This window comes from Saccharopolyspora sp. NPDC003752, assembly GCF_053605825.1.
Genome location: NZ_JBSGJZ010000011.1, coordinates 152,299 through 178,770, shown reverse-complemented (window position 1 = coordinate 178,770; position 26,472 = coordinate 152,299). Strand labels below are relative to the sequence as shown.

Annotated in this window: 21 protein-coding genes; 9 read left to right on the top strand and 12 right to left on the bottom strand. The window is 71.4% G+C overall.

Annotation, left to right across the window (positions count from 1 at the left end; all coding sequences use genetic code 11):
- Positions 1–36: 36 nt before the first annotated feature.
- Entirely contained in the window at positions 37–387 is a 351-nt protein-coding gene (locus ACWEV3_RS17010) for a MerR family transcriptional regulator (protein ID WP_093273491.1), read from the top strand.
- A gap of 187 nt (positions 388–574) precedes the next feature.
- Here ACWEV3_RS17010 and ACWEV3_RS17005 read toward each other — a convergent pair whose 3' ends face one another.
- The 3 genes from ACWEV3_RS17005 to ACWEV3_RS16995 all read right to left on the bottom strand — a co-directional run bounded on the left by ACWEV3_RS17005 (position 575) and on the right by ACWEV3_RS16995 (position 2,532).
- The gene (locus ACWEV3_RS17005; RefSeq protein ID WP_452614764.1) at positions 575–928 is read right to left on the bottom strand and encodes a VOC family protein; all 354 of its coding nucleotides are present in this window, start codon (positions 926–928) and stop codon (positions 575–577) included.
- Positions 929–1,164: 236 nt separating this feature from the next.
- Entirely contained in the window at positions 1,165–2,244 is a 1,080-nt protein-coding gene (gene ychF / locus ACWEV3_RS17000; protein WP_452614763.1) for a redox-regulated ATPase YchF, read from the bottom strand.
- Positions 2,245–2,331: 87 nt separating this feature from the next.
- Positions 2,332–2,532, bottom strand: coding sequence for a hypothetical protein (locus ACWEV3_RS16995; protein ID WP_452614762.1), 201 nt, complete (start codon positions 2,530–2,532; stop codon positions 2,332–2,334).
- Positions 2,533–2,683: 151 nt separating this feature from the next.
- Between ACWEV3_RS16995 and ACWEV3_RS16990 the strand changes: the two genes are divergently transcribed.
- The 5 genes from ACWEV3_RS16990 to ACWEV3_RS16970 are packed head-to-tail and all read left to right on the top strand — an operon-like array spanning position 2,684 to position 7,567.
- A complete protein-coding gene (locus tag ACWEV3_RS16990; RefSeq protein ID WP_452614761.1) occupies positions 2,684–3,610 on the top strand; it encodes a hypothetical protein in 927 nt (308 codons plus the stop codon).
- A 7-nt stretch (positions 3,611–3,617) separates the two neighbouring features.
- Positions 3,618–4,817: a histidine kinase gene (locus ACWEV3_RS16985; protein WP_452614760.1), complete on the top strand. Its 1,200-nt coding sequence runs from the start codon at positions 3,618–3,620 to the stop codon at positions 4,815–4,817.
- Positions 4,818–4,875: 58 nt separating this feature from the next.
- Positions 4,876–5,526, top strand: a complete 651-nt coding sequence (locus tag ACWEV3_RS16980; RefSeq protein WP_452614759.1) for a response regulator — start codon at positions 4,876–4,878, stop codon at positions 5,524–5,526.
- A 33-nt stretch (positions 5,527–5,559) separates the two neighbouring features.
- Positions 5,560–7,038: an AlkA N-terminal domain-containing protein gene (locus tag ACWEV3_RS16975; RefSeq protein ID WP_452614758.1), complete on the top strand. Its 1,479-nt coding sequence runs from the start codon at positions 5,560–5,562 to the stop codon at positions 7,036–7,038.
- Positions 7,039–7,069: 31 nt separating this feature from the next.
- Positions 7,070–7,567, top strand: coding sequence for a methylated-DNA--[protein]-cysteine S-methyltransferase (locus tag ACWEV3_RS16970; protein WP_358575119.1), 498 nt, complete (start codon positions 7,070–7,072; stop codon positions 7,565–7,567).
- 275 nt (positions 7,568–7,842) lie between these two features.
- Here the strand turns inward: ACWEV3_RS16970 and ACWEV3_RS16965 are convergent, their stop codons facing one another.
- Positions 7,843–10,794, bottom strand: coding sequence for an AAA family ATPase (locus ACWEV3_RS16965; RefSeq protein WP_452614757.1), 2,952 nt, complete (start codon positions 10,792–10,794; stop codon positions 7,843–7,845).
- Positions 10,791–11,975 carry an exonuclease SbcCD subunit D gene (locus tag ACWEV3_RS16960; RefSeq protein WP_452614756.1) on the bottom strand — a complete coding sequence of 395 codons (1,185 nt, stop codon included), beginning with the start codon at positions 11,973–11,975 and terminating at the stop codon, positions 10,791–10,793. The genes ACWEV3_RS16965 and ACWEV3_RS16960 overlap by 4 nt, the downstream gene beginning before the upstream one ends.
- A gap of 326 nt (positions 11,976–12,301) precedes the next feature.
- On the opposite strand from ACWEV3_RS16960, the gene ACWEV3_RS16955 reads away from it, so the two are divergent.
- Positions 12,302–13,222 (top strand): DNA recombination protein RmuC, encoded by a 921-nt coding sequence (locus ACWEV3_RS16955; protein ID WP_452614842.1) that lies wholly within the window; start codon positions 12,302–12,304, stop codon positions 13,220–13,222.
- A 275-nt stretch (positions 13,223–13,497) separates the two neighbouring features.
- Here the strand turns inward: ACWEV3_RS16955 and ACWEV3_RS16950 are convergent, their stop codons facing one another.
- From ACWEV3_RS16950 to ACWEV3_RS16940, 3 genes are all read right to left on the bottom strand, one after another.
- Positions 13,498–14,436, bottom strand: a complete 939-nt coding sequence (locus ACWEV3_RS16950) for an alpha/beta hydrolase fold domain-containing protein (protein WP_452614755.1) — start codon at positions 14,434–14,436, stop codon at positions 13,498–13,500.
- 80 nt (positions 14,437–14,516) lie between these two features.
- Positions 14,517–16,016 (bottom strand): FGGY-family carbohydrate kinase, encoded by a 1,500-nt coding sequence (locus tag ACWEV3_RS16945; protein WP_452614841.1) that lies wholly within the window; start codon positions 16,014–16,016, stop codon positions 14,517–14,519.
- Positions 16,017–16,238: 222 nt separating this feature from the next.
- The gene (locus tag ACWEV3_RS16940) at positions 16,239–17,654 is read right to left on the bottom strand and encodes an L-fucose/L-arabinose isomerase family protein (RefSeq protein WP_452614754.1); all 1,416 of its coding nucleotides are present in this window, start codon (positions 17,652–17,654) and stop codon (positions 16,239–16,241) included.
- 238 nt (positions 17,655–17,892) lie between these two features.
- Here ACWEV3_RS16940 and ACWEV3_RS16935 point away from each other — a divergent pair, with 238 nt between their 5' ends.
- Positions 17,893–18,888, top strand: a complete 996-nt coding sequence (locus ACWEV3_RS16935; protein WP_452614753.1) for a LacI family DNA-binding transcriptional regulator — start codon at positions 17,893–17,895, stop codon at positions 18,886–18,888.
- 64 nt (positions 18,889–18,952) lie between these two features.
- Here the strand turns inward: ACWEV3_RS16935 and ACWEV3_RS16930 are convergent, their stop codons facing one another.
- From ACWEV3_RS16930 to ACWEV3_RS16915, 4 genes are all read right to left on the bottom strand, one after another.
- Positions 18,953–21,301, bottom strand: coding sequence for a glycoside hydrolase family 172 protein (locus tag ACWEV3_RS16930; protein WP_452614752.1), 2,349 nt, complete (start codon positions 21,299–21,301; stop codon positions 18,953–18,955).
- A gap of 401 nt (positions 21,302–21,702) precedes the next feature.
- Positions 21,703–22,707: a substrate-binding domain-containing protein gene (locus ACWEV3_RS16925; RefSeq protein WP_452614751.1), complete on the bottom strand. Its 1,005-nt coding sequence runs from the start codon at positions 22,705–22,707 to the stop codon at positions 21,703–21,705.
- 25 nt (positions 22,708–22,732) lie between these two features.
- The gene (locus tag ACWEV3_RS16920; protein ID WP_358575130.1) at positions 22,733–23,761 is read right to left on the bottom strand and encodes an ABC transporter permease; all 1,029 of its coding nucleotides are present in this window, start codon (positions 23,759–23,761) and stop codon (positions 22,733–22,735) included.
- Positions 23,758–25,350 carry a sugar ABC transporter ATP-binding protein gene (locus tag ACWEV3_RS16915; RefSeq protein WP_452614750.1) on the bottom strand — a complete coding sequence of 531 codons (1,593 nt, stop codon included), beginning with the start codon at positions 25,348–25,350 and terminating at the stop codon, positions 23,758–23,760. Before ACWEV3_RS16915 ends, ACWEV3_RS16920 begins: the two co-directional genes overlap by 4 nt.
- A gap of 239 nt (positions 25,351–25,589) precedes the next feature.
- Here ACWEV3_RS16915 and ACWEV3_RS16910 point away from each other — a divergent pair, with 239 nt between their 5' ends.
- Positions 25,590–26,465, top strand: coding sequence for a DUF6542 domain-containing protein (locus ACWEV3_RS16910; RefSeq protein ID WP_452614749.1), 876 nt, complete (start codon positions 25,590–25,592; stop codon positions 26,463–26,465).
- The last annotated feature ends 7 nt before the right edge of the window (positions 26,466–26,472 follow it).

The following is a 26,472-nucleotide window of genomic DNA, read 5'->3' as shown; positions in this document are numbered from 1 at the left end:
GTGATGTCAGAGTCAACGACGCGTGAGCCGGATCTCATGAAGATCGGCGAGCTGTCCCGCCGGAGCGGTGTCAGCCAGCGCCGGCTGCGCTACTACGAACAACAGGGCCTGCTCACCTCGGAACGAGCGCCGAGCGGCTACCGCTACTACCGCGAGGAAGCGCTGACGGTCGTCGCGCAGATCCGGAACCTGCTGGCGGCGGGCCTGAACACGGAGATGATCCGCACCGTCCTGCCCTGCGCGAGGGGCGAGCTACCGGTCCTCGAACCGTGCCCGGACCTCGTGGCCACCCTCCGAACCCAACTGGCGGCGATAGACGACCGCCTGACGTGCCTCCAACAAACCAGAACGGCCCTCGCCACCTACCTCGTAGCCACCGACCGGTAGGCAAGCTCCTGGCGTAGCGCGGGGCCGCACCGCGCCGACTCGCTACGGTCGAGGTCGAGCGGGGGATGACGATCCGGCTCGACACGCGTAACAGGCCTGAGCCCGACCGCTGGTCACCACGGCACCGTTCGCCCCGGACCGAACCTGGTACGAGCCGCAGGACGTGCCGCAGATGGATACCGCCGGGTCAGGGCAGGTGCGCGAGCACGTTGACCACCGTGCCGCTGGGGTCCTCCACGAAGAAGCGACGCACGCCCCACGGCTCGTCGGTGAGCGGATAGACGACGCGCAGACCGCGGCGGACCGCCTCGATGTGTGCTGCATCAACTGCCGCCGGTTCTCCAACGTCGATCCCGAAGCGCGGCGCGGGATCCTCCATTCCGCGTGGCGGGACGAGGACTTGAGCCATGGGGTTGTCCGGCGACCGCAGACCGAGGACGGGATCTTCCATCGCGACCTCGAATCCGAGCACCTCGACGTAGAAGTCGCGCGACGCGGCGAGATCGCCTCCGTCGGCGTAGGGAAGGATTCTCCTGATCATCACCACAGCATCGTTGCCACGCTCGCCGTCTGGCTTGGACGAATGGAAAGCCCCACCACCAGTGGGCCGGCACAGCTTGGTGGGGCAGAGGACCCCCAGGTCGAAGCGCAGAAGGGCCGGGCTCGGGACTCCTGTGCGGAGACCAAGCCCGGCCCTTCGCGGCTTCGCGGGCCGGCGTTCGACCGCTGCCGAACGCCGACCTACCGTGAGTCGATTACCAGCGGAAACGTCGCTGATCAGACGTTGAAGCGGAACTCCACGACGTCGCCGTCGGTCATGATGTAGTCCTTGCCCTCCATGCGGACCTTGCCCGCCGATTTGGCCTCCGCCATCGTGCCCGCCGCGATCAGGTCGCCGAAGGAGACGATCTCCGCCTTGATGAAGCCGCGCTCGAAGTCGGTGTGGATCACCCCGGCCGCCTGCGGTGCCGTCCAGCCCTGGCGGATCGTCCAGGCCCGCGCCTCCTTCGGCCCGGCCGTCAGGTAGGTCTGCAGGCCCAGCGTGTGGAAGCCCGCGCGGGCCAGCGCGTTCAGGCCCGGCTCCGCCTGGCCGATCGATTCCAGCAGCTCGCGCTGGGATTCCTCGTCCAGCTCCTTGAGCTCCGCCTCGACCTTGGCGTCCAGGAACACCGCGTCGCCGGGCGCGACCAGGTCGCGCAGTTCCTTCTGCTTCGCCTCGTCGGCCAGCACGCCCTCGTCCGCGTTGAACACGTAGAGGAACGGCTTGGTGGTCAGCAGGTTCAGCTCGCGCAGGTCCGGCGTGTCCTTGCCCAGGCCCGCGGCGAACAGGGTCTGGCCGGAGTCGAGGATCTCCTTGGCCTGCTGCGCGATCTCCAGGGCCGGCCGCTTCTCCTTGTGGGTGCGGGCTTCCTTCTCCAGCCGCGGCAGCGCCTTCTCCAGGGTCTGCAGGTCGGCCAGGATCAGCTCGGTGTTGATCGTCTCGATGTCGCTGGACGGGTCCACCCGGCCGTCGACGTGCACCACATCGGGGTCGTCGAAGACGCGGATGACCTGGCAGATCGCGTCCGCCTCGCGGATGTTGGCGAGGAACTTGTTGCCCAGCCCCTGCCCCTCGGAGGCGCCCTTGACCAGGCCCGCGATGTCGACGAACGACACCGTGGCGGGCACCGTCTTCGCCGAGCCGAAGACCTCGGCGAGCTTGTCCAGCCGCTCGTCCGGCAGCGGCACCACACCGACGTTCGGCTCGATGGTGGCGAACGGGTAGTTCGCCGCGAGGGCGTCGTTGCTGGTCAGCGCGTTGAACAGGGTGGACTTGCCGACGTTGGGCAGCCCGACGATTCCGAGGGTGAGACTCACACCCCGAAGTCTAGGTGCTCGCTCGCGGCGGCATCGGGGCCGGTCGCGCGGGGGTGCGCGGACGCACAGCCCCCGCGCCCCGCGTCGTCAGTCGTCGTCCTGCTCGCCGCCCTGCTGGTCGTCACCGCCCTGCTGCTGGTCGTCGCCGTCCTGCTGCTGCTCCTGCTGCTGCTCCGGGGCGGGCGCCGGGTCGTTGCACCCGGCCGTGACCACGAGGGCGAACGCGGCGCCCGCAGCGGCGCCGAGGATCTTGAAGCCACGCCTGGTGCTGATCTTCGATTGAGCCATGCCGCGACAATAGGGATGAAACGCGCAAAATGCACCCGCCTCGATCGAAATCCCCCGCGCGAGGGAGGCCTCCCCAGCCCGGGCGGGAGGTTCGCGGGCCGCGAGATCCCGAGCATTGCCGGTGAGTTCACCCGAGCCACCAGGAGCGCAGATGCTCAAATCGAGCCAGGCGGCGCTGATCGCGTCGGCCTTGACCTTCCTCTCCTTCGAATCACGGCACTTCCTGCCGCGCGGTTTCGTCATCGTCGACCTCCCGGACTGGGCGACGCCGCTGGCCGCAGCGGCCGGCGTGCTCGGTGCGGCGCTGCTGCTTTCGCCGCTGCGAGCCCGCCGCGCGCTCGTCGCGATCAACGGCGCTGCCGCGTTGCTGCTGCTCTGGGCCGCCGGCGGCATCCTGTTCGACCTGTTGAGGCTGTTCGGCCTGATGAGCCTGCCGCCGGACTGGCCGATGTTCGCCACTCGCGCCTTCGCGTTGACCAGCGCGATCCTGGTGTTCCGGGCGACGGTCCTGCGGGTCCGGGCACTCGCCGGGGTTTGTGGTCGCTGCGGCGGCCCGGCCGCGCCACCGCCGCCGTGGCTCGGATACCTCGGCGTCCTGTTCGCACTGCCCTATCCGGTGATCAAGACCAACTGGGCGCTGGGCGGCACGATCGGGCTGGACTACCCGGACCCCGCCAGGGACGGGTTCACCAGCGGCTGGTTGGTCGTGCCCGCCGCGCTGATCGGCATCGTGCTCTCGCTGGCCCTCGTGCACCGGTGGGGCCGGATCTGGCCGCGCTGGGTCCCCGGCCTGGCCGGACGCCCGACTCCGCGAGGCCTGCTGCTCGTCGGCGGCTGGTTCGGCACCGGGCTGCTCTTCACGATGGGGCCGGCCGGTTTCGCCACCGCCGTCGCCGACCTGATCTCCGGCTCGTCGGCGAACGCGATCCCCGGGATGCACTACTGGCCCGGGGCGCTGTTCTACGTGAGCTGGATGTGCTGGGCGCTGGTGCTCGGGCCGTCCGTCTACCTGTACCAGCGGGCGACGCGCCGCAAGCCGTGCGGAACCTGCGCTCGCGTGCCGGTCGCGCGGGGATGATGTGGCCATGCCGTCCCGCCTGATCAGACCGTTCACCGCGCGAACCACGTACCGCCGGTGGGTGCACCTGATCCTCGGGGCCGTCCTGGCCGTCCCGTACCTGGCGGTGGCCTGGCTGGTGCTCGGGCCGCTGCTGGGCCCCGGCATCGGACCCGGCCTGCCGCCTGTCGTGGTGGGGATCGCGCAGGGCGCGTTCGTCGTGCTCGCCGTGGTCGCCACCGGGTTGCTGCCGGCGACGCGGTCGCTGTCGGGAGCCGCCGCGAAGGCGCTGCTCGGGCTGCCGGAGACGAGCACCGCCGTCACCTGGCCGGACCGGTGGCGGACCGTCTGCTGGCTCGTCGTCCACTTGGTGCTCGGCTGCGGTGTCGGCCTGCTGACGCTGATCGTGCCGCCGTTCATCCTGATCCTGCTCGCCGATCCGCTGCTGAACCTGCCGCCCGAGCTCGCCGGCATCCCGCTGTACCGGGCGCTCGGCGTTGGGCAGTGGTGGGCACCGCTGGTCGGCGCGGGCCTGATCGTCGCGGGCTTCCACCTGGTCGCGGCGGTCGGCGCGGCGCTGACCCGGCTCGCTCCGGCATTGCTGGGCCCGTCCGAGCACGAGCGGTTGCGACGGCAGGTCGAGGAGCTGTCCGAGCGGAACCGGATCGCGTCCGAGCTGCACGACTCGGTCGGACACGTGCTGAACGTCGTTGCGCTGCAAGCGAGTGCGGCGAACCGGGTGCTGGACAGCGACCCCGCCTTCGCCCGGGAGGCGCTCGCGGTGATCGCGGATTCGACGCGAACCGCCCTCGCCGACCTGGATCGCGCGCTGGGCAGCCTGCGATCCTCCACTTCGGACGCCCCAGACCTGGCCGATCTCGACGACCTGGTCCGCTCCACCGAGCTCGCCGGTCTGGCGGTGCGCCTCGAAGTCCGGGGCGACCCGAGCCAGGTCCCGCCGCAGGTGGGCCGCGAGACCTACCGCGCGGTGCGCGAGGGCCTCTCCAACGCCTTGCGCCACGCGGGCCGGGCGGAGGCCGCGGTGCGGATCACCATCGACGCCGGCACACTGGAGCTGGAGATCACCAACCCCTTGGGCCCGGCGTCGACTCCCGGCCACGGCTTGGGCCTGAGCGGCATCAAGCGCCGCGCGAAGGCTCTCGGCGGTCGTGCCGAAGGCGCCGCGCACGGCGACGACTGGCGGCTCCGAGTCCGTCTCCCCTGGTAAACCACTGTCCGCGCTGGGACGCACCCGTGGCGGGCCGCGGCGCAATACGCTCGGCGGCGTGAGCGAAGCCACGACCGTGCTGGTCGTCGACGACGAGCCGCTGATCCGTTCCGGGCTGCGGGCCCTCATCGATGCCGAGCCCGACCTGACCGTCGTCGGGGAGGCCGCCGACGGCGCCGAGGTCGTCCCGCTGGTGCGTCGGCTGCGGCCGGACGTCGTGCTGATGGACGTCCGGATGCCCGGGGTCGACGGGATCCAGGCCACCACCGCGATCCTGGATTCGGTGCCGGAGCCGCCGCGCATCGTCGTGATCACCACCTTCGAGCACGACGACCACGTCTACGGCGCGCTGCGCGCCGGCGCGACCGGGTTCCTGCTCAAGCGCTGCCAGCCCGAGGACCTCGCGCAGGCCATCCGGATCGCGGCACGCGGCGAATCGCTGCTGTTCCCGGCCGCGATCCGCCGGCTTGCCGCACCGCACCGCGCGAGCCGCCCGCAGGTCGAGCTCACCGAGCGGGAAGCCGAGGTCCTCCGCCTGGTGGCGCGCGGGATGTCCAACGGCGAGATCGCCGCCGAGCTGTTCATCGGCGTGCAGACCGTCAAGACCCACGTCGGCAACGTGCTGGCGAAACTCGGCGCCCGGGACCGCACGCAAGCGGTCGTGTTCGCCTACGAATCGGGCTTCATCAGCGTGTCCGATTCCCGCTAGTACCGGCTCCGGTCCGCTGGCACCATCGAAGACATGCTGGTGGGAACAGAGGACGCACTCCGGGCCGTCGCCTCGCGCGATGCGCGCTTCGACGGCTGCTTCATCCACGCCGTGCGCACCACGGGCATCTACTGCCGCCCGTCGTGCCCGGCACGCACGCCCAAGCCCGACAACAGCCTGTTCTTCCCGACGGCCGCCGCCGCGCAGGCCGCCGGCTTCCGGGCCTGCCGCCGATGCCTGCCGGACGCCGTGCCGGGGTCGCCGGAGTGGAACCTGCGCGCCGATCTCGCCGGCCGCGCCATGCGGCTGATCAGCGACGGCGTCGTGGACCGCTGCGGCGTGCGCGGGCTCGCCGACCAGCTCGGCTACTCGGAACGCCACCTGACCAGGGTGCTCACCGCCGAACTCGGCGCCGGGCCGCTCGGGTTGGCGCGGGCGCACCGCGCGCACTCGGCACGGATCCTGATCGAGACCACCACGATCCCGTTCGGCGACGTGGCGTTCGCGGCGGGTTTCTCCAGCCTGCGCCAGTTCAACGACACGCTGCGCGAGGTCTTCGGAGTGACCCCGACGGAGATGCGCGGCCGCGCCCAGCGGCGCGGCGCGGTCCGCGGCAGCGCCGGTGCCGTCCAGCTGCGCCTGCCGTTCCGGGCCCCCTGCGATGTGGCGGGCGTGCTGCGGTTCCTCGGCGAACGAGCGCTGTCCGGCCTGGAAGATGCCGGGCCGGACCACTACACGCGTGCGCTGCGCCTGCCGTACGGCACCGGGATCGCCACGCTCCGACCGCACGAGAAGTACGTCGCCTGCACGCTGCGGCTCACGGACCTGCGCGATCTCGGCAGCGCGGTGTCCCGGCTGCGGCGCCTGCTCGACCTCGACGCCGATCCGGCCGCGATAGGCGAAGCGCTCGGCGCCGACCCGGCGCTGCGGCTGGCCGTCGCGCAGACTCCCGGGGTTCGGGTGCCGGGCAGCGTTGACGGGCTGGAGGTCCTGGTCCGCGCCGTGATCGGCCAGCAGATCTCGGTCGCGGCGGCGCGCAAGACGACGGAGCGGCTCGTCACCGCGCTGGGCGAGCCGCTGGCCCACCCGGAAGGTGCGGTGACGACGCTCTTCCCGACGCCGGAGGTTCTGGCGGACCGAGCGCTGGAGGTCCTGCCCGGGCCGCGGCGACGGGCGGAAACCGTCCGCGCCGTCGCGGCGGCCGTCGCCGACGGAAGCCTTGCGTTGCACACCGGACGCGACGAAGCCGAGCTGCGGGAAGACCTGGAGAGCATCTGCGGCATCGGCCCCTGGACGTCGAGCTACGTCGCCATGCGCGTGCTGGGCTCGCCCGACGTGCTGCTGACCGGTGATCTCGCGCTGCGACGAGGCGCGGGGATCCTCGGGCTGTCCGAAGACCCGGCGGCGATCGAGGCGCATGCGCGGCGCTGGAGCCCGTGGCGTTCCTACGCCGGAGTGCTCCTGTGGGAGGCGGCGGCCAGCGGCACGCCGCAGTTGCAGCTCGCTTCGTGACCCGGCCGCCGCAGGAACATAGGAGAGAAGCATGATCACATGGTCCACTGAGGACACTCCGGCCGGTCCGTTCACCGCCGTGGTCGACGCCGACGGTGCCGTCCTCGCATCCGGCTGGACGGCCCGCCTGGACGAGCTCGTGCCGCTGGTGTCCCGCGAGCTCCTGCCCGAAGCACCGCGCGAAGCAGCGGATCTCGGCGCGGTCACCCGCGCGATCCGCGACTACCACGCCGGCGACCTGCGCGCGGTCGACGCGATTCCGGTGCGGCAGCGCTCCGGGGAGTTCCTCGAACACGCCTGGCAGGTGCTGCGGAAGGTCCCGGCCGGTGAACCCGTGAGCTACTCGGAACTAGCCGCGCTGGCGGGCCGCCCCCAAGCGTTCCGAGCGGCGGCAGCGGCCTGCGCCCGCAACGCGGCGGCGCTGTTCGTGCCGTGCCACCGGGTGCTGCGCAGCGACGGCTCCCTGGGCGGCTTCCGCTGGGGTCTCCCGGCCAAGCGCTGGCTCCTCGCCCACGAAACCACCGCCTGACCGGCCCGACGGGTTCCCGATTTCGCCCTGAAACCGGGAACCCACGTCCAGCAGGCACCGGAGGTACCCGGCTCTGACTGTCGGAGCCCCACCACGGAGCGCGGCGGGGTCGTTTCAGCATGGCGTGCGGGCACGTGCGGCACTACGTCGTCAGTGCGTCGATTTCGCGCGAAATCAACGCTCCGCATGGGGGCGGGATGGCGATTTCGCGCGAAATCGCCAAAGACACCGGGCGCCTTCGGGTGCGCCGGGCGGAGGCGCGGTGCCCGGGACGGTCAGGTCTGGAGTTCCAGGGTGGAGCCGTCGCGGGACTTGCGGACGCGGAGGCGCACCGAGATCCGTTGGCGCATCTCCTCGACGTGGGACACGAGGCCGACGACCCGGCCGCCGGCCCGCAGGTCGTCGAGGGTGTCCATCACCAGGTCGAGGGTGTCGGCGTCGAGCGTTCCGAAACCCTCGTCGATGAACAACGTGTCCAGCAGCGCGCCGCCGGTCTCGGCGGCGACCACATCGGCCAGCCCGAGTGCCAGCGAAAGCGAGGCGAGGAACGACTCGCCGCCGGAGAGCGTCTTCGCGGGCCGGACCTTCCCGGAGTAGTCGTCGAGCACGTCCAGTCCGAGCCCGCCACGGGTGCCCCGCGCCCCGGCCGCGTCGGAATGCACGAACGAGTACCGGCCGCCGCTCATCCGCTGCAGCCGCCGGGTGGCCGCGATGGCCACCTCCTCCAACCGCGCGGCCAGCACGTACGCGCGCAGCGACATCTTCCGCGCGTTCTGCCCGCGTCCGTTGACCACGTCCGCCAACGCCTCCAGCTCGGCGTGCTCCGCCAACGCCGGCCCGAGCTCCGCCCACGCTCCGCGCAGCCGCTCCGCGAGCTGCGCGATGTCGCGCTGCCGCTGCTCGGCGCGATGCGCCAACGCAGCCGAGCGCTCCGCCGCTTCGCGGGCTACGACGGCGGCCTCGGTGGCCTCTTCGAGGCCGACCTCGGCGTCCGCGTCCACGCCGAACAGCTCCGCGCTGGCCAGCGCTGCGCGGGCGCCTGCGGCGCGTTCTTCGACCTCGGCGAGCGCCTCGGCGAGCTGGGCGATCCGGTCGTCGCCGCGTTCGGCGGCCAGCGCGGCTGCCGCGTTGTCGAAGCCCGCCGCGGTGGCGGCTTCGGCCAGGGCGGTTTCCTGTTCGGCGAGGCGCTGTTCGGCGTCGTCCCTGCTCGTCCTGGCCGCTGCGAGTTGTTCGAGGCGGGCGGCGATGTCCAGCAGGTGCGTTCGCCGGTCGGCGATGCTCGGGAAGTCGGCGCGCCCTTCGCGCAGCCTGGACTCGCGTTCGTCCACTGTGGTCGCAAGCGATGCCTGTTCGCTGCGCGCCGCCGCGACGCGGGTTCGCACCTTCGACAACTGCTCGTTCAGGCGCTCGGTGGATTCTTCCAGCTCAGCCAGCTTCTTGGTGCGTTGCGGTAGTTCCGCGGCGGTTTTCTGGAGCGCGTCGCGCTCGGCTCTGAGCTCGGCGATTTCGGCGGCGAGGTCCGCCTCGGTGTGATCGCCGAGGCGTTCTGCCAGGTTGTCGAGGTGCTGTTGGGCTCGTTGCGCTTCTGCCGTGGCCTTTTCCCGCCGGGCTGCGGCGCGCTGCTCCTCGGTTTGGGCGTTGTCCTCGTCCTCGGCTCGCACCGGGGCGTCGACCGGTTCGCCGGGCGCGGGGTGTTCCGCCGATCCGCAGACCGGGCACGGCTCGCCGGGCGAGAGCCGGGCCGCGAGTTCGGCGGCCATCCCGGCGAGCCTGCGGGCCCGGAGATCTTGCAGCAGGTCGCGCGCCTGCTGGTGGGCATCGATGGCCTGCTGCGCGCGGGCCGTCGCCGACGCGAGTTCCTTTTGCGCGCCGGGCAGTTCCCGCGCGGTCCGCAGCAGCGCGGCGACCTCGGTGCCGCGCGCCTGCACGGTTTCCAGTCGCAGCTCCGCGTGCTTCGCGTCTTCGACCTGCTGCCGCGCGATGCCGATGCGGTCGGGCAGGGTGGCCTGCTGCCCGGCGAGCTCGGTTTCCAGGGTCTCGTCCGCTGCCAGCCGATCGGCCAGGGAGGCGAGCTTCTGCCGGTCGATTTCCTGTTGCTGCGCCTCGGGGATCAGGTGCGCGAGACCACCCGCTTCCTCCCGCCTGGTACCCGCGAGCGAACGCAGTTCGGCCAGCGGTGTTTCGGCGTCCAGCTCGCAGCTCGCGGCCGCAGCGGCTACCGCAGCCCGTGCTTTGTCGCGCTCCTGCACCGCCCGCAGCACGGCATTCCGGGCCGTGAGCACCGGGACGGCGCGTTGCGCCGCCTCCCGCTCCGCGCGCCAAGCGTCGTGCTGGTCCTGCTGTTCGCCGATCGCGGCGAGGGTCGCGTTGGCCTGCCGCACCCGGCGGACCTTCTCGGCCAGCTCGCGGCGCTCGGTCAGCTTCGCGTCGGCCACCTCCCGCTCGCGCCGCAGGCGGGAGTGCTCGGCCCGCGTGCCCTCCATCTCGCGGAGGGACCGCTTTTCGATGTCCTCCAACCAGTTCTGCTCGTCCACATCGGCATCCGGTTCCGCGCCCGAGACCTGCGAGACGCGCGCGAGCAGCTCGCGAACCCGCTGCGTCTGCTCCTCGACGCCGCGCCCGCGCTCCCGGCGGCGTTCGACGAACCAGCGCTCGACCTCGCCGAACCGCTGGGTGCCGAACAGCTTCTCCAGCAGCTTCTCGCGCTCGGCGGTGTCCGAGCGCAGGAACTTGGCGAACTCGCCCTGCGGCAGCATCACGACCTGGAAGAACTGGTCGACCGTCATGCCCAGCAGGCGTTGCACCGTGCGCCCGACCTCGTCGATGCGCGTCAGTCCCTCCGGCGGCTGCTCGGTGGGCGCGCCGTCGACCCAGGTCAGCGAGGCCTTCGCCTGCTGCGTGGTGTAGCCGTCACCGCGCTTCTTCGGCCGCTGGTACTCCGGGCTGCGCTCCAGCCGCAGCCGCTGCCCCTGCACCGTCAGCTCCAGCACGACCTTGGTGATGGTGTCGGGTTTCGCGGTGTCGCAGCGCAGCCGCTTGACCTCGCCGCGCGCGCCCGGCACCGAACCGTAGAGCGCGAAGGCGACCGCATCCAGCAGCGTCGTCTTGCCCGCACCGGTGTCGCCGTGCAGCAAGAACAGACCGTCGCCGCCGAGCCGGTCGAAGTCCACCTCCTGGTGGTCGCGGTACGGGCCGAACGCGGTGACTTCCAGGCTGTGCAGCCTCATTTCGCCCCCTCCGCCGCGGCGACCGCGCGCAGTGCCTCGTTGAGCAGCGCGCGTTCGGAGTCGTTGGGGTCGCTGCCCCGGCAGTCGGCCACGAACCTGGCGGCGAGCTCGTGGTCGTCGCGACCGCGCACGATCTCGGCGTAGTGCAACGGCGCTGTCGCGCGGCCGGTCGCCGGCTTCCACTCCAGGTGCACGGCGTGCGGAAAGCGCTGTTGCAGCCGCCGCATCGCCTCCAGCGGGCGCACTTCGTCGGTGAGCGTCGCCGAGAGGTAGCACTCCTCCAACTCGGCGTGCTCCGGCTCGGCGAGCAGGTCCTCCAGCAGTCCCTGGACCGTCGCCAGCCGCCGGGGCACCGGCAGTTCGCGCCGCTCCACGCCGGCCAGGCCGTCCGCGTCCAGGTCGACCAGCCACACCGACTTGCGGTGCGCCGCTTCGGAGAACGAGTAGGCCAGCGGGCTGCCCGAATAGCGCAGGTGCTCGGCGAGCCGCTGCGGGCCGTGCAGGTGCCCCAGCGCGACGTAGTCGACGCCGTCGAACACCGAGCCCGGCACCTGCTCGACGCCACCGACCGCGATGGTGCGCTCGGAATCGCTGCTGTCGCCGCCGGTGACGAAGGCGTGCGCCAGCACCACCGAACGAGTCCCCTGTGGACGTTCGGCCAGTTCGGCGCGCACCCGGTTCATCGCTTCGGTGAGCACCGCCGTGTGGCCGCGCGACTCGATCTCAGCGCTGGCCCCGGGCACGTCGGCGCGGGCCTGCAGGGCGTGGCGCGCCGGGTCCGGTTCGAGGTAGGGAATGCCGTAGAAGGCGACCGGGCCGTGCCGGTCGTCGATCACCACCGGCTCGTGCAGCCGGGCGATCTGGGTGCGCAGGTGCAGGCCGCCGGCCGCGGCGAACTCGGCGAACGCGCCGACCCGGGCGGCGGAGTCGTGGTTGCCCGAGGTGACCACCAGCTGGGCGCCCGCTTCGCGGATCCTGCCGAGCACCCGGACGCAGGTCTGCACCGCCTCCCCCGACGGCACCGCGCGGTCGTAGAGATCGCCTGCGACCACCACGACGTCGACCTGTTCCTCGACGACCAGGTCGGCCAGCCCGCCCAGGACGGCCTCCTGATCTCCGAGCAGGTCTCGGCCGTGGAACGTCCGTCCCACGTGCCAGTCGGAGGTGTGCAGCACTCGCATGAGCCCCAAGCTATCGACGCCCCCGCCTGACTTCGCAGACCCCCCACGCCGCTTCGGCGTGTCGTGCACCCTGTGGCCGCTTTCCGCAGGTCAACGCCCGTGCACATTTTGTGCTGCTATGGCGACGCAAAACGCTCACGGCACCTGACCAGCAGAAACGGAGCCGACGGCCGGAAGCGCGTTCACAGCGTGGCTGTGCGTGATGTTGTCGGGCGGGTCCGCCATCATTTGAGCTGCCACTGCCACTACCGGACGGAGCTCATGTGGGTACCGGCGTCCTGATCACCATCGTCGTCGTGCTGACGCTGTTGGTCGCGGCAGCGCTGATGCTGATCTGGCGGCTGTACACGGACAGCGCACGCCGAGCCGACGAGGCGCTGCGCATGGTCGAGGCCGAGCGCGCCCGCACCGCCGAGCAGCAGGCCGCGCTGCGGCGCTACGAAGTCGCGTTCGCCTCCATCACCGGCCGCGGTGAGCTCGGCGAGCAGGTGCTCGTGGAGACCGCGCGGTCGCTGGGGCTGCGCGAAGGAGTCCACTTCACGCTGCAGACCGACCTCGCCGGCGGCGGCTCCGCGCGCCCCGACATGGTGCTGTCCGTGGGCGGCGGGCGCCAGGTCCCGGTGGACGCCAAGGCGAGCCTCGCGGTGTGGGCCGAGGCGATGGAGACCGACGACCCCGAAGAACGCACCGACGCCCTGCGGGTGCACGTCCGCAACATCCGCTCCCGCGCCACCGAACTCGCGGGCAAGGGCTACCAGAAGTGGGCCGACGCGATCTACGGCTCGATCATGTTCGTGCCGTCCGACGCCGCTGTGATCGCCGCCCTCGACACCGACCCGCAGCTGCTCACCTGGCTGCTGGGCAAGCGGGTCTTCCTTTGCGGGCCAACGGGTTTCGCGGTGCTGGCGTCGGCGTCGATGTTCGCCGCGACGGAGCGCACGATCGCCGAGGACATCGAGCAGGTGCGCGCCCACTCGGTCCGCGCCCAGCGCGCGGCGTCCAACGCGGTGGAAGCGGTGAACCTCTCCAGCACGCACCTGCAGCGCTTCGTCTCGGCCCGCCGCCGCGAGCTCGACGCGCTGGAGTCGTTCCGCAGCACGGTCCAGCCGCTGGCCGAAGCCGCGGGCTCCGGCGGCGTCGGAACCATCCGCCACGACGAAGACGGCCTGGTCAACGGTTCGCTCCCGACGCGGGAAGGGCTCGATGCGCAGCCGCTCGTCCGGGATCGGGAGACCGAGCGCTTCTGACCGAGCACCCCGGCGCATCTGCGGCCTGAAGCTGGATCGAACTCCCGAAGCAGGTGCGGGCACACGAACCCCGGGAGGAGCCGTCCGACTCCAGGGCTCGTTCCAGAAGGGCTCCGCCCGGCTGATCCCGCAGGTGCCCGGCGCCCGACACCGATGGCGATTTCGCGCGAAATCAGCGCCCTGCGTCCCACCACATGCCCGCGCACCATCCTGAAACGGCCCTCGGGCAGAACCGGGCTCGCCGGAACGGGCGCTCCGCGGTGCGGAAGGGCCGGTCAGACGTGGGTCTCGACGAAGGCCGCGACCGTGTCGACGATCAGCGTGTTGTGCGGGCCGCGGCCGAAGCCGTGGTCCAGGCCCTCGTACGGGTGCATCTCCGCCGTGACGCCCAGCTTGCGCAGGTCCCGCGCGAAGTCGAGGCTCTGGTCGAGCGGGACCAGCGAATCCGCCGTGCCCTGCTGGATCAGGAACGGCGGCTCGTCCCCGGAGATGTTCTTGATCGGGCTCGCCGACTCCGCCTGCGCCGGGCACTCCACCGGCATGCAGCCGAGCAGCTGCTTGATCACCCGCCGCGCGTACTCCTGCATCTGCGGATGCGCCGCCTCGGCCTCGGCGCTCATGTCGGTCGGCCCGAACCAGTCCACCACCGCCCGGACGCCGGTCAGCCCGCCGCCCGGCTTGTCCGGGGCCCCGGTCAGCGCGCCCAGCTGCGACACCAGGTGGCCGCCGGCCGAGGAGCCCCACAGCCCGACGCGGTCGGCGTCCAGCTGCCACTCCCCGGCCCGCCCCTGCAGCCAGCGCACGGCATCCGCCACGTCGACCACCTGCGCCGGGTACTGCGCCGCCCCGGTCAATCGGTAGTCCACTGTGGCCACCGCGTAGCCGTGTTCCAGCAGGCGCTGCGCCGTCAGCGCCTCCGGCGCGGCGGGATCGGCGTCCAGCGCGCGAACCCCGGCGTCCCAGCCGCCGCCGTGCACGTACACGATCAGCGGGGTCGGCGTCTCGCGCTTCGCGGGCAGGAACAGGTCCAGCTTCAGCGCGCCGGTGTCGCGCTGCGCGTACACCTGGTCGCGCTGCACGCTGGCCGCGCCGAGGTCGCGGCCGGCGGTGTCGATCCGTGGCGCTTCGTCGGCGTCCGACTCCCGGGAGCAACCGGCCGCGACCAACGTCACCAAGGCGAAACAGGCCGCGAGGACACGCCGAGTCACCGCCATCCGCCCCGCGCCTCCCCGATCTCGTGACAGCTCACCCGAATGCCTGAGCTTAACAAGATCAGTGGCGCGTCATTCGGTGATCAGTCGCGCTCGTCTGCGGCGCGCTGTTCACCTGCCAGGAAGTGCGCGATCCGCACCGTGGAGTCGTAGAGGTCCCGGTAGTGCCCGAAGAACGCGTCGTAGCGCTCGGTGTGCTCCGGGTTCGGCCGGACGGTGCGCGTCACCGGGTTCCAGTCGTCCGGGGCGACGGCGGTCCCGGTGCCGACCCCTGCGAGCAGCGCGTCGCCGTACGCCGCGCCGACCGTCTCGGCCGGGACCTGCTGCTCCTGGCCGGTGATGTCGGAAACGATCTGCGTCCACAGCCCGCCCTGGGTGCCGCCGCCGACGGCGACCAGACGCCGGGCGGTGCCGCCCGCCTCGCCCATCGCGGCCAGGTTGTGGCGGACCCCGAAACCGATGCCCTCCAGCGCGGCCCGGTACAGCTCGGCGCGGCCGTGGCTGGTGGTCAGCCCGGCCAGGATGCCGCGCGCGTCCGGGTCGAAGATCGGCGTCCGCTCACCGGCGAAGTACGGCAGCAGCAACAACCCGCGGCTGCCCGCGGGCACCTTGCTCGCTTCCTCCACGAGCTGGGCGAAATCGCCGTCGACGAGGCCGCGCAGCCATTGCGTCACCGCGCCCGACGTCGCCATCCCGGCGGCCAGCGTGTACGTGTCCGGGAACGCCCCGCAGGTGCCCCAAAGCGCCTGGTGCGGCTGCAGATCGGTGAGCACCTGGACGAAGAACATCGTGGTGCCGTACATCAGCATCACGTCGCCCGGCTCCCGCACGCCGACGCTGGTGGCCTCGGCCCAGGCGTCCACGGTGCCCGCGGTGACCGGCAGCCCTTCCGGCAGCCCGGTCTCGGCCGCCGCCTGCGCGGTGACCCGCCCGACGACCTCGGTCGGCCACGCCAGCTCCGGCAGCGGCAGCCCCGGCGCGACCCGCTGAGCCCAGTCCGCCGACCAGTCGCGGGCCCGCAGGTCGTAGAGCGGATCGCACTGGCTGGCCGAGTGGTGGTCGAGCACGTACCGGCCGGTCAGCCGGTGCATCAGGTAGGAGCTGCACATCAGCAGCATCTCGGTGCGCTCGTAGACCTCCGGCTCGTGCCTGGCCAGCCAGCGGATCTTCGGCCCGACGGCCTGGCTGGACAGCGCCGAGCCGCCCCGGCGCAGGATCTCGTCCGCCCCGAACTCCTCGGTGAGCTCCGCGATCTCCTCGGTCGCGCGGGTGTCCACGCCGTAGAGGATGGCCGGCCGCAGGGGTTTCCCGTCGCCGTCGGCGGGCAGCAGGACGGGGCCGATGCCGCTGACGCCGAGACCGGCGATCTCCCGGCCTTCGGCGGCGGGCACCAGCTCCCGGGCCAGTTCCAGGAAGTCCGCCCACCACACCGATTCCGCGTCGTGCTCCACCCAGCCCGGATGCGGGTGGGAGGTCTCGTGCGGCCGGCTGGCGCGGGCGATGATGCGCCCGTCGGTGGCGACCAGCACCCCCTTGGAACTCGCCGTGCCGATGTCGATCCCGAGCAACACCTTCTCGGCCACCTGCGCGATCCTCCTCGTCAACTCGCACACCTGGAACACCGGAGACCCCCGACCGCACCACCCCAGGGCTGCCCCACCCGGGTGCGGTACGCAATTTCAATGGAAATCGAACCTCCGATTTCCATTGAAATTGCGGGAGTTGTCCACAACCTCCGGCGTGTCGTGGTCCGACACCCCGGAGGCCCGCGGTTTCAATTGAAACTGCACCGGAAGAGGATGTTGTCAGCCCCGGGTCCACTCGTCGAGGCGGACGTCCAGCTGATCCGCCACGGCGCGCAGGGCCGCCCGGTGGTCGCCGGGCACCGCGTGGATGTGGTTCGCGCCGAACTTCGACAGGAACACCTCGCCCGGCGCGTCCAGCCGCGCGAACGCGTGCGGCCACTCCGGCGTCGACTGGTTCACCAGCGCCTGGTTGGTCTCGTCGTCGTACACCTCGAACTCGCCGAGCATCAGCTGCAGGCGGTACTCGCCGTCCTCGCGAGTCAACCGGCCCAGCGTCATCTGCCCCGGGGCCGCGATGTGCTGAACCGACGCGCCACCCGCCGGGAAGAAGAACACCTCCGGGTAGAAGTTGACCTTCGCCAGGTTCTCCGCCGGGTCGTCGCTGCGGGCGGCGTACCAGGTGGCGTGCTGGCCGGAGTTGCACAGGTCCCAGATGTCCCGGTCGGCGTGGTAGTGCCGCACGTCGGCGAACAGCACCGGGGTGCCCGCCAAGGCCTTGAACAGCTGCATGGTCAGCGCGCCGTCCATGTCCGCCTCGGTGGCGCACACGTGCGGCTCCTTCGGCCCGTTCCAGTCGTACGGGTCGTTCAGGAACGCCTCGGTGACGTCCATGGTCGCGAAGTTCTCGGTCAGCTCCGGCTGCGCCTTGATGCCGGAGAAGTCCAGGTTGCGCTCCGCGATGATGTCCCGGATCGCCTGGTAGGAGCGGATCTGCCGCTCCAGCAGCTCCGGCGTCAGCTTCTTGCCGTCGTAGTGCACGCCCGCCGCGTGCTGCTCGATCCACTCGCGCGCCTTCTTCGCCTCGGCGGCGTCCGCCTTGTCCGCGCGCAGGACCAGCTCGTACTGGTCGATCTCCTCCACGTCGATGCCGAACTTGCGCATCCACTGGTCGGTGTTGGCCACCGCGGTGTTCATGCCCATCGGACGCCCGCCGAACCGGCCGAAGGTCGACCCGCGCAGCGACCGCACCGCCGCGGACGCCTTGGCGTGCACGCCGATCTTCTCGACCAGCTCGGCGTCGTCCGGCGCTCCCCAGGCGCGGGTGTGTCGGCGGCCGATCTGGTCCAGCGCGCCGCCCGCGGCGAGCATGCCGACGAGGCCCGGTTCGGTCGGATCGGTGCTGGCCACCAGCACCAGCGGGCTTCGGGTGGCGTCCGCGGCGAGCATGGTGAAGTGCGGGAACGTCCACACCGAGTAGTAGAAGACGGTGACGTCGACGTCGGCCGCGGCCACCTTGCGGGCCACCGAGGTGGCGAGCGCGTTGGTGGCGACCAGGTCGTCGCCCACCACCACGTCGTGTCCGGCGGCTTGCAGCGACCGGACCAGGGAATCCTGTTTGGACCGGATGAAATCCGCGATGCGGGCGTGGACGTGGTCACGACCGTCGGAAATGCTGACGACGCCGATGCGAGCCACAGTTCCTCCCAAGTTCACTGACAGGCGACGTTGACTGCTGGAGAACCGGCGGCGAGGAGCACGTCGGTGGGCGCCACCGGTGAACTCCCTGCGGATCGCCTGACCGGGAAAGCCCGCCGCTGGAATTGCCGAGAAGACCGGCGAGCAATCGTTTTCTCGGACGCTATTCTGGCATGACACGGGCTGTCAAGGCAGGTAGCCCGCCATCACTCGGCTAGCGGGCACACGAGGAGGAGTCGTGGCGACGATCAGTGATGTGGCAACCCGCGCCGGGGTGTCCACTGCGACCGTTTCACGTGCGCTCAACGGCAAGAGCACCGTCGATCCGGCGCTGGCCGCGCGGGTGCTCGCGGCCGCCGCGGAGCTGGGCTACCGGCCCAACGGCCCGGCCCGCAACCTGCGCAAGCAGGAGACCGCGGTGCTGGCCCTGATCATCTCCGACGTGGAGAACCCGTTCTTCACCGCGATCGCCCGCGGCGCCGAGGACGTGGCGCACGCCGCCGGCTACTCGGTGGTGCTGTGCAACTCCGACGACGAGCCGGAGAAGGAGCGCGAGTACGTCGACGTCGCCCTGCAGGAGCGGGTGGCTGGGGTGCTGCTGTCGCCGACCGGGCGCGGCGACAGCGCCGAGCTGCTCAGCCGCAACAACACGCCGGTGGTGGCGGTGGACCGGCCGCTGCCGAACTCGGCGGGCGACACGGTGCTGGTCGACAGCAGGCTCGCCGCCAAGGAGGCGACCCTGCACCTGGCGGAGCAGGGCTACCGGCGGATCGCCTGCCTCACCGGCCCCAGCGGCGTGCTGACCGCGGACGACCGGCTCGCCGGCTACCGGGACGGGCTGCGCGCAGCGAAGCTGCCGGCCCCTGCGGCGCTGGTGCGACGCTCGGAGTTCAAGGCGCCCGGGGCGAAGCAGGCGGCGCGACCGCTGCTGACCCAGGACGATCCGCCGGACGCGGTCCTCGTGGCGAACAGCATGATGGCGGTCGGCGTGCTGGAGACGTGCGCCGAACTGGGCCTGCGCCCCGGCCGGGACATCGGTGTGGTCGCCTTCGACGACGCGCCGTGGGCGACGCTGATCGACCCGCCGCTGACGGTCGTCGCCCAGCCCGCCTACGACATGGGCGCGATCGCCGCCCAGCTGCTGCTGGACCGGATCAGCGGGGAACGCACCGACATGACCACCACCACCCTGTCCGCGCACCTGGTCACCCGGGGCAGCAGCACCCGCCCGTGACAAGAGCGAACGGACCATTCACCTCGCCAGGCGGCGTGAATGGTCCGTTCGCTCGGTCCGGGGCTCAGCCGTTGCGCTGGTGCTGGCGGATGGCCTCGTCCACCACCTGCTGGACGTCCGCCGGCCGTTCGCCGTCGTCCTGGCCGGTGGTCTCCGGGGTGCCCTCCTCCGGAGTCCCCGGTTCCGGCGGGGCGGTCGACGACGGCGGGGTGCTGGTCTCCGGTGGCGCAGACGGGGCAGCCGGCGGCGTCTCCGGCGGCCGGGCGGGCGCCGGCGGCGCGATCGGCAGCTGGCGACCCGACACGCGGCCGCCGTACCAGTACGTCGTCGAGCTGTAGTCGCCCGGCTCGTCGTTGACCGGCCCGTGCTCGATCCCCGCCCGCAGGCCGGTTCGGAACGGCACCGCGTCGTTGACCATGATCCGGTAGGCCCCGGTGCAGTCGAACTGGCAGCCGTCGGCGCCGATCTCGTGCGACGGGTTGCCGACCTGCGGCATCGAGAACGTGGTGCCGTCCCGGAAGTACCAGCCGGACTCGTAGAAGTCCTCGGTCCCGGTGCCGTGCCACGCCGGCTCGGCGGAGCCGTCGACGTAGAACCGCTCGTCGCCCTCCAGGTAGTTGCGCTGGTTCACGGCGGCGCTCGTGCCGAGGGAGTGCGGTTGGTCGCTGCGCACCGCCGCGCCCGGCGGGATCAGCCCGCGCATGGTGTGCGTGACGCCGTAGAAGGTGCCCGCTCCGCTGGTGTTCAGGAACGTCCAGTCCCTCCCGGGCACGGTGTTCCCCCGCAGGTGGGTGGCGTGGAAGTACCCGGTGTTGCCGCCCACCTCCGCCGGCGCGCTGATGACCTCGGCGGTCGCGCCGGTGATCGGGATCCCGCCGCCGTTGACCACCTCGACCACCGCGTTCTGCGCGAACGGCATCGGCCACCAGGACGTGTACCAGCCGTCCAGGCCCGGGTCGACCGAGGTCATCAGGCTGCGCACGTCGTACTCGCCGAGGCCGGTGCCGAAGAACTCGCCGATCGGCGCGTCCACAGTGGTCTGCCCGTCGAAGGTGATGCGGATCCGGGCGGTGGACAGCACCTCGTCGGAGGCCGCGACCTGGCCGGGATCGTTGGGGTAGCGGGCGATGAGCTTGGACCGGGCGAAGACCTCGTTGTCGATGCGGTAGCCGTGCGCGCTCTGCTCGCCGGGGTGGTCCGGCCCGAGGTCGAGCACGTCGGTGCGCACCCACTCGCCACCCACCTTGCTGTGCACGTCGTAGCGGAACTCGTTGACGTCCAGGGAGGACGAGACGAAGCGGCTGGAGACCTGCACCTCGGACTTGCCCGCGGTCAGCTCGGCGGGCACCTCGAGGAACTCCACACCCCACTGGCCGGGCCGCGCCGGGCCGCCGCGCCACTGCCCGACCGGCCGGCCGTCCACGAAGACGTCCGCGACCTGGTCGGCGATCTGCGCGTCGTACCGCCGGATCAGCCGGATGCCCTGGTTGTTCGGGTTTACGCGCATGGTGAACCGGCTGCCGCCGGCCTGCCCGAAGGCGTAGCCGTCGTCGACCGCCTGCGGGCTGCCCACCACCTGCGGCAGCCGCACGCGGAGCTGGGAGATCTGCTGCGGCCCGGCCAGCCGGGCGATCGTGGTCGAGGAACCCGGCGCCAGGTCGAAGTCCTTGCGGGTCGGGGTGGCGCCGGAGGCGGCGGGCTTCGGGTCGGCGACGCCGAAGCGGCGCAACCGGTCGAGCACGTCCCCGGCGGGATCGTGCGGGTTGAAGGTCTGCACGCCGTCCGCGTTGGGGAACGCCCGGTAGGAGACGTGGTAGAAGTACGGGTTGTGCTGCACGGTCACCCGCATCGAATTGCGGTACGGCATCGGCACCTTGATGGAGACGCCACCCGCGGCGTCTCCGGCGCCGGCCACCAGCGGCCACGCGAACGGCGCGCCCACCCGCCCGTTGACCACGTCGACCAACGGCGCGTTCAGGATCACCCGGCCGTCGAGTTCGATCATGATGTTGCCGGTCGCCGTGACGTCGCCCCAGGGTTCGCGGGTGGACCAGATCGAGGTGATCTCCCCCGCGCCGTCGTGCTCGGCGATCACGCACCCGCGGTCGGTGATCCGCAGGCAGGAGTAGGTACCCCGGAATCCGTCGTTGTTCCCACCGGTGCGGTCGAAGCTGGAGGCCTGGAACGACTTCTCGTCGCCGCGCAGCTGGGCCGTCGCACCGAGGTTCCGGTACGTGTCCCAGCCGACCGGTCCCCTGGCCGGCGCCGCCGGCTGCGCGTCCGCGCGGACCGGGCCGAATCCGGCGTCCGCGACCATGGCGGCCGCGGCCAGCGAAGCGATTCCGAGGTAGGCGCCGAGCCGGCGGGCGCGCCGACGACCATTTCCCGGCGGCGTTGCTGAGCGGTCTCTCATAGTGCTCGCCCCTCCCCGCGCGCCACTATCCACTGCGGACGGTGGCGGACGCTGTTTTCCGATGGTGGTGCGCGACTGAATGGATTTTCGTCCGGCTCCGGGGGTTGAAAGATCACTCGCGCATTGAGCGCAGCGTAAGAAGGAGATCTCCGCGAAGCCAACCGATACGGGCGGTGTCGAAGAATCCGCGAAGCGAATTCACTCAATAAGATGGTTGCCGGAACCGAGGGCTCCGACAACCACCATCCAGGTGTATTGGGATTTTCACGAGAAAAGTCTTACCGGCAATGTAATTATTCGGAAATCGCGATCATTCGCAATAGCGCCTGGCATTGCCTCGAGCGCGCAGTCGTGAGTGGTCGTGGCCGCCCCGGCGACCACGACCACTCACGACGCGGGTGTCAGCTCTGGTTCAGCCGGGCGTAGACCTCGGCGGCGTTCTCCTTGGTGACCAGCTCGGTCTGCAGGGTCTGCGCCTTCTCCACCGGCTGGCAGTCGATCAGCAGCTTCTTGGCCGCTTCCACGGCTTCCGCGCCGCCGGTCGGGTACAGGTTGGTCGCCTGCAGCCGGCCGTCCTCGACGGCCTTGATGCCGCCGGACGGGATGGGCAGCCCGTCGATGCCGACGAACTTCAGGTCGTTGCGGCCCGCTGCCTGGGCCGCCAGGTACGCGCCCTCGGCCATCGGGTCGTTCTGCGCGTAGACCGCCTTGATGTCGGGGTTCGCCTTGAGCAGCGCGTCCATCTTCTGCTGCCCGACCGACCGCTCCCACTCACCGTCGGCGGTGGCCACGATCTCGATCTGCGAGCCCTGGATGCCTTCCTTGAAGCCCTTTTCCCGCTCCGCCGCCGGAGTCGACCCGGACAGCCCCTTGATCTGCACGATCTTGCCGCCCTCCGGCAGCAGCGTGCTCTTGAAGTACTCGCCCGCCTGCCGGCCGATCTGGACGTTGTCCGCGCCGATGTAGGTGGTGTAGGCGTCGCCGTCGACCTTCCGGTCCAGCACCACGACCGGAATTCCCTTGTTGTAGGCCTTCTTCACCACGTCGGTCAGCGGTGCGGCCTCGTTCGGCGAGATCATCAGCAGGTCGACCTGCTTGGTGAGGAAGTTCTCCACGTCGCTGATCTGCTTGGAGTTGTCCTTGGCCGCGTCGGAGAACTGCACCTCGAACTGCGGCACCTTCTCGGCCGCCTTGCGGATGTCGTCGTCCATCCGGACCCGGTACGGCTCGGCGAGGTTGGCCTGGCTCATGCCGATGGTGTACTTCTCGTTCGGCCCCTTGCAGTGCTGGGTCGGGTCCTGCGCCTGCACCTTCCCGGTGTTCTCGCTGGTCGTCCCGCAACCGGCGGCGGCGAGCGCGGCCGCGGCGCACGTGACTGCGATCAAGGACTTCGTTGTCTTGCGCATCGTGCTTCCTCCCGGACGAGGGGTTTCAGGACGTCGGTCGCAGGCGCTGCAACGCCGCCGCCGCGACGATCACCAGGCCCTTGATCAGCAGTTGCAGGTCGGTGTTGACGCTGTTGAGGCTGAGGATGTTGTTCAGGATGCCGAGCAGCAGCGCACCGGCGATGGTGCCGATCACCGAGCCCCGGCCACCGGCCAGGCTGGTGCCGCCGACCACCACGGCGGCGATTCCGTCGAGTTCGTATGCGATTCCGTCGTTCGGGCTGCCCGCGTTCAGCTGGCCGGCGTGCACGATCCCGGCCAGCGCGGCGCAGAACCCGGCGATGCCGAAGGCGATGATCTTGACCCGGTTCACCGGCACGCCGGAAAGCCGGGCGGCCTTCTCGTTGCCGCCGATGGCGTAGAGGTGGCGGGAATAGGCGCTGCCGCGCAGGAACAGGATCGCGACGATGGCGACCACCGCGAAGATCAGCGCCGGGATCGGCACCACGCCGCCGAAGGTGCGCTCCCCGAGCAGGGAGAACAGCATCGGCGCCTGGCCCGGCCCGTCGCCGTAGGAGATCTGCACCGTCTCGCCGCCGGACCACATCCGCGCCAGGCCGCGCGCGATCTGCAGGCCGGCCAGGGTGACGATGAAGGCCTGCACGCCGAGCAACGCGACGGCGGTGCCCTGCAGCAGGCCGAAGACGATGCCCGCGAGCAGCACCAGCGCGACGGTGGCCCAGACGCCGTAGCCGTCCTCGACCATCAGCACGGCCGAACCCACCGCCGCCAACCCGAGCACCGAGCCGACCGACAGGTCGATGCCGCCGATCAGGATCACGAAGGTCAGCCCGATCGCGATGATCCCGATCTCGGACACCGCGCGCACGATGTTGAACAGGTTGTCACTGGTCAGGAACAGGATCTGCCCGTCGTTGCGGGGCGAGAAGACCACCGCCGCCAGGAACACCGCGACCAGGCCGAAGAAGCTCTGGAACCGGAAAAGCGTGGCCACGACGCTCGTCCGCCGCGGCGCGACGGATTCCGCGGGCCGTTCCTCCGTCTGGTTGCTCACCGCGCTCCTCCCCCAGTGCTCTGCCGCCCGGTGCCGACGACCGGCCCGGCCCCGCCGGCCGCCACGCCCTCGCCCATGGCGGCCGCCAGCAATTCCGCTTCGCCGACGTCGGCGGTGTCGAACTCGGCCACGCTGCGGCCGGCGCGCAGCACCACCACCCGGTGGCACACGCCGACCAGCTCCGGCAGCTCCGAGGACGCCAGCAGCACCCCGATGCCGCGTCCGGCGATCTCGCCGAGCAGCTGGTAGATCTCCGACTTCGCGCCGATGTCCACGCCGCGGGTCGGATCGTCCAGCAGCAGCAACCGCGGCTCGGTCAGCAACATCCGGCCGAAGACGACCTTCTGCTGATTCCCGCCGGAAAGGGTGCCGACCGGGTCGAGGATCCGGCCGAGCTTGATCTTGAGCTGCTGCACGCTGCGCTCGGTGGCGGACACCTCGGCGCGGCGGCGCACCAGCCCGGCCACGCCGAGCCGGTCCAGCACCGAGAGGACCGTGTTGGCCAGCACCGAATGCTCCAGCACCAGCCCGGAACTCCTGCGGTCCTCCGGCACGAAGGCGATGCCCTCGCGCAACGCGCGGTGCGGACCCCTCGGCCGCACCGGGCGCCCGTCGAGGGACACCTCCCCCTCCCACGTGCCGGAGGACCCCGCCCCGAACAGCGATTCCAGCAGTTCGGTGCGACCTGAGCCGAGCAACCCGCACAGCCCGACGATCTCCCCGCGACGCACGGTCAGATCGATGCCGTCGGGTTCCCGGCGACCCACCCGCGGCCGGCGCGGGCGGACGGCGAACCCGGACACCGACAGCAGCTCTTCGCCGACGGCGCCGCTCTCGGCGCGGAACATCGTCTGCACCGAACGGCCCACCATCGCCTCGGCGGCCTGCTCCGCGGTCAGCTTCCGGGCGTCGAACTCCGCGACCTTGCGGCCGTTGCGCAACACGGTGGCGCGGTCGGCGACGCGGCCGATCTCGTCCATCCGGTGCGAGATGTAGACGATGCCGGTGCCGCCGCGGCGCAGCTCGGCGATCACCGCGAACAGCCGCTCGACCTCCGTGCTGGACAGCGCCGACGTCGGCTCGTCCATGATCAGCACCTTCGCGTCCAGCGACAGGGCGCGGGCGATGGTCACCAGCTGCTGCTCGCCGACGCGCAGCTCGCCGACCGGCCGCAGCGGGTCCAGGTCGATGCCGGTGCGGCGCAGCAGCTCGCGGGTGCGCACGGCCATCTTCCGGCGGTCCACCACGCCGAAGCGGTTGCGCAGCTCGCGGCCGAGGTAGAGGTTCTCGGCGACGCTCAGCCCGGGCACCAGGTCGAGCTCCTGGTGGATCATCGCGACCCCGGCGTGCTGCGCGTCGGCCGGCTTGCCGAACTGCACCGCCCGGCCTTCGATCGAGATCGACCCAGCGTGATCGACGACGTCGCCGGAGAGCACCTTCATCAGCGTGCTCTTGCCCGCGCCGTTCTCGCCCAGCAGCGCGTGCACCTCGCCGGCGCGGACTTCCAGGTCCACGCCGTCACACGCGAGCACACCCCCATAGCGCTTGGTTATGCCGGTCATCTCGACCAGCGGTGGCGCCGTGCTCATCGCACCCCCGTCACGCCGCTCGCGAATCGTGAGAAAACGATTGCCCGGACGCTAAAATGGTCACGCTACCTGTGTCAAGGTTCACACACCCGCCCAAGTGACAGGGCATCCATTCGGCTGCACCGACATCACATGGCGGTCACGTCGGCGGGGGCCGCAGGTAACCCAACGTGCATTAACGCGCAAGTTCCGGAAGAGGGCTCTCGGCCCGGGGTACTGGACCGTTACCGTTGGGACTCGTGACCGCGATCCGCGATAGCCAGAGCGCCCCACCCCCCAGCAGCGGCGCCTCCCAGTGGTCGACGCGCTCCGCATTCGGGGCGAAGGGCGTGCCGCTCTGGGGAGCCGTGCTGCTGGCTGCCGTCCCGACCGCGGTCGGAACAATCCTCGACATCCTGCTCTGGTCGCAGCCCGACATCCTGTTCAAGGCGTGCTTCTTCGTCGGCTGCGTGCTGGCCGTGCTGCTGGTCAAACGCCGCAGCGTGTTCGGACCGATGGTCCAACCGCCGCTCGTGCTCACCATCGTCATGCCGCTGCTGGTGCTGATCACCGGCAGCGGGATCACCGCGGGCGCCGGCATGACCGCCAAGGCGCTCGCCATCGCGCGCCCGCTGATCAGCAGCTTCCCGATCATGGCGGGCGCCACCATCGTCTCCCTTGGCATCGGCCTCGTCCGCATGTTCGTTACCCAGCGGACCCGGCCCCGCCCCGAGATCGCGGACAGCGACGCGGCGACCAAGAAGCGCCGCCCCGTCGCGTCGCCGCGCAAGAAGCCGGCCGAGGACGTCAAGAAGCGGCGGCCCGAAGAGCGCGAACGCACCAGGAAACCGCGCGCCGACGACGCAGCGCGCCCGCAGCGATCCCAAGCGGAGCGCGGGCGGGCCCAAGCCCCCGGGCGACCGCGCAGCGGCGATGCGCCCGGCCGGGCACGAGGCGACGCGCCCGGCAGGGCGCGCGGAGCCGAGCCGCGGCCGGAGCGCGACGGGCGCGCGGTGCCGCCGCGGCGGGGCGCAGCCCCGCGGCAGGCGCCCGGGCGGCCGCGAGCGGCGGAGCCGCCGCAGGGGGAGCCGCCCCGGCGACCCCGGCGGCCGCGACGGGACGAGCAGTTCGGGTGAGCCGGGA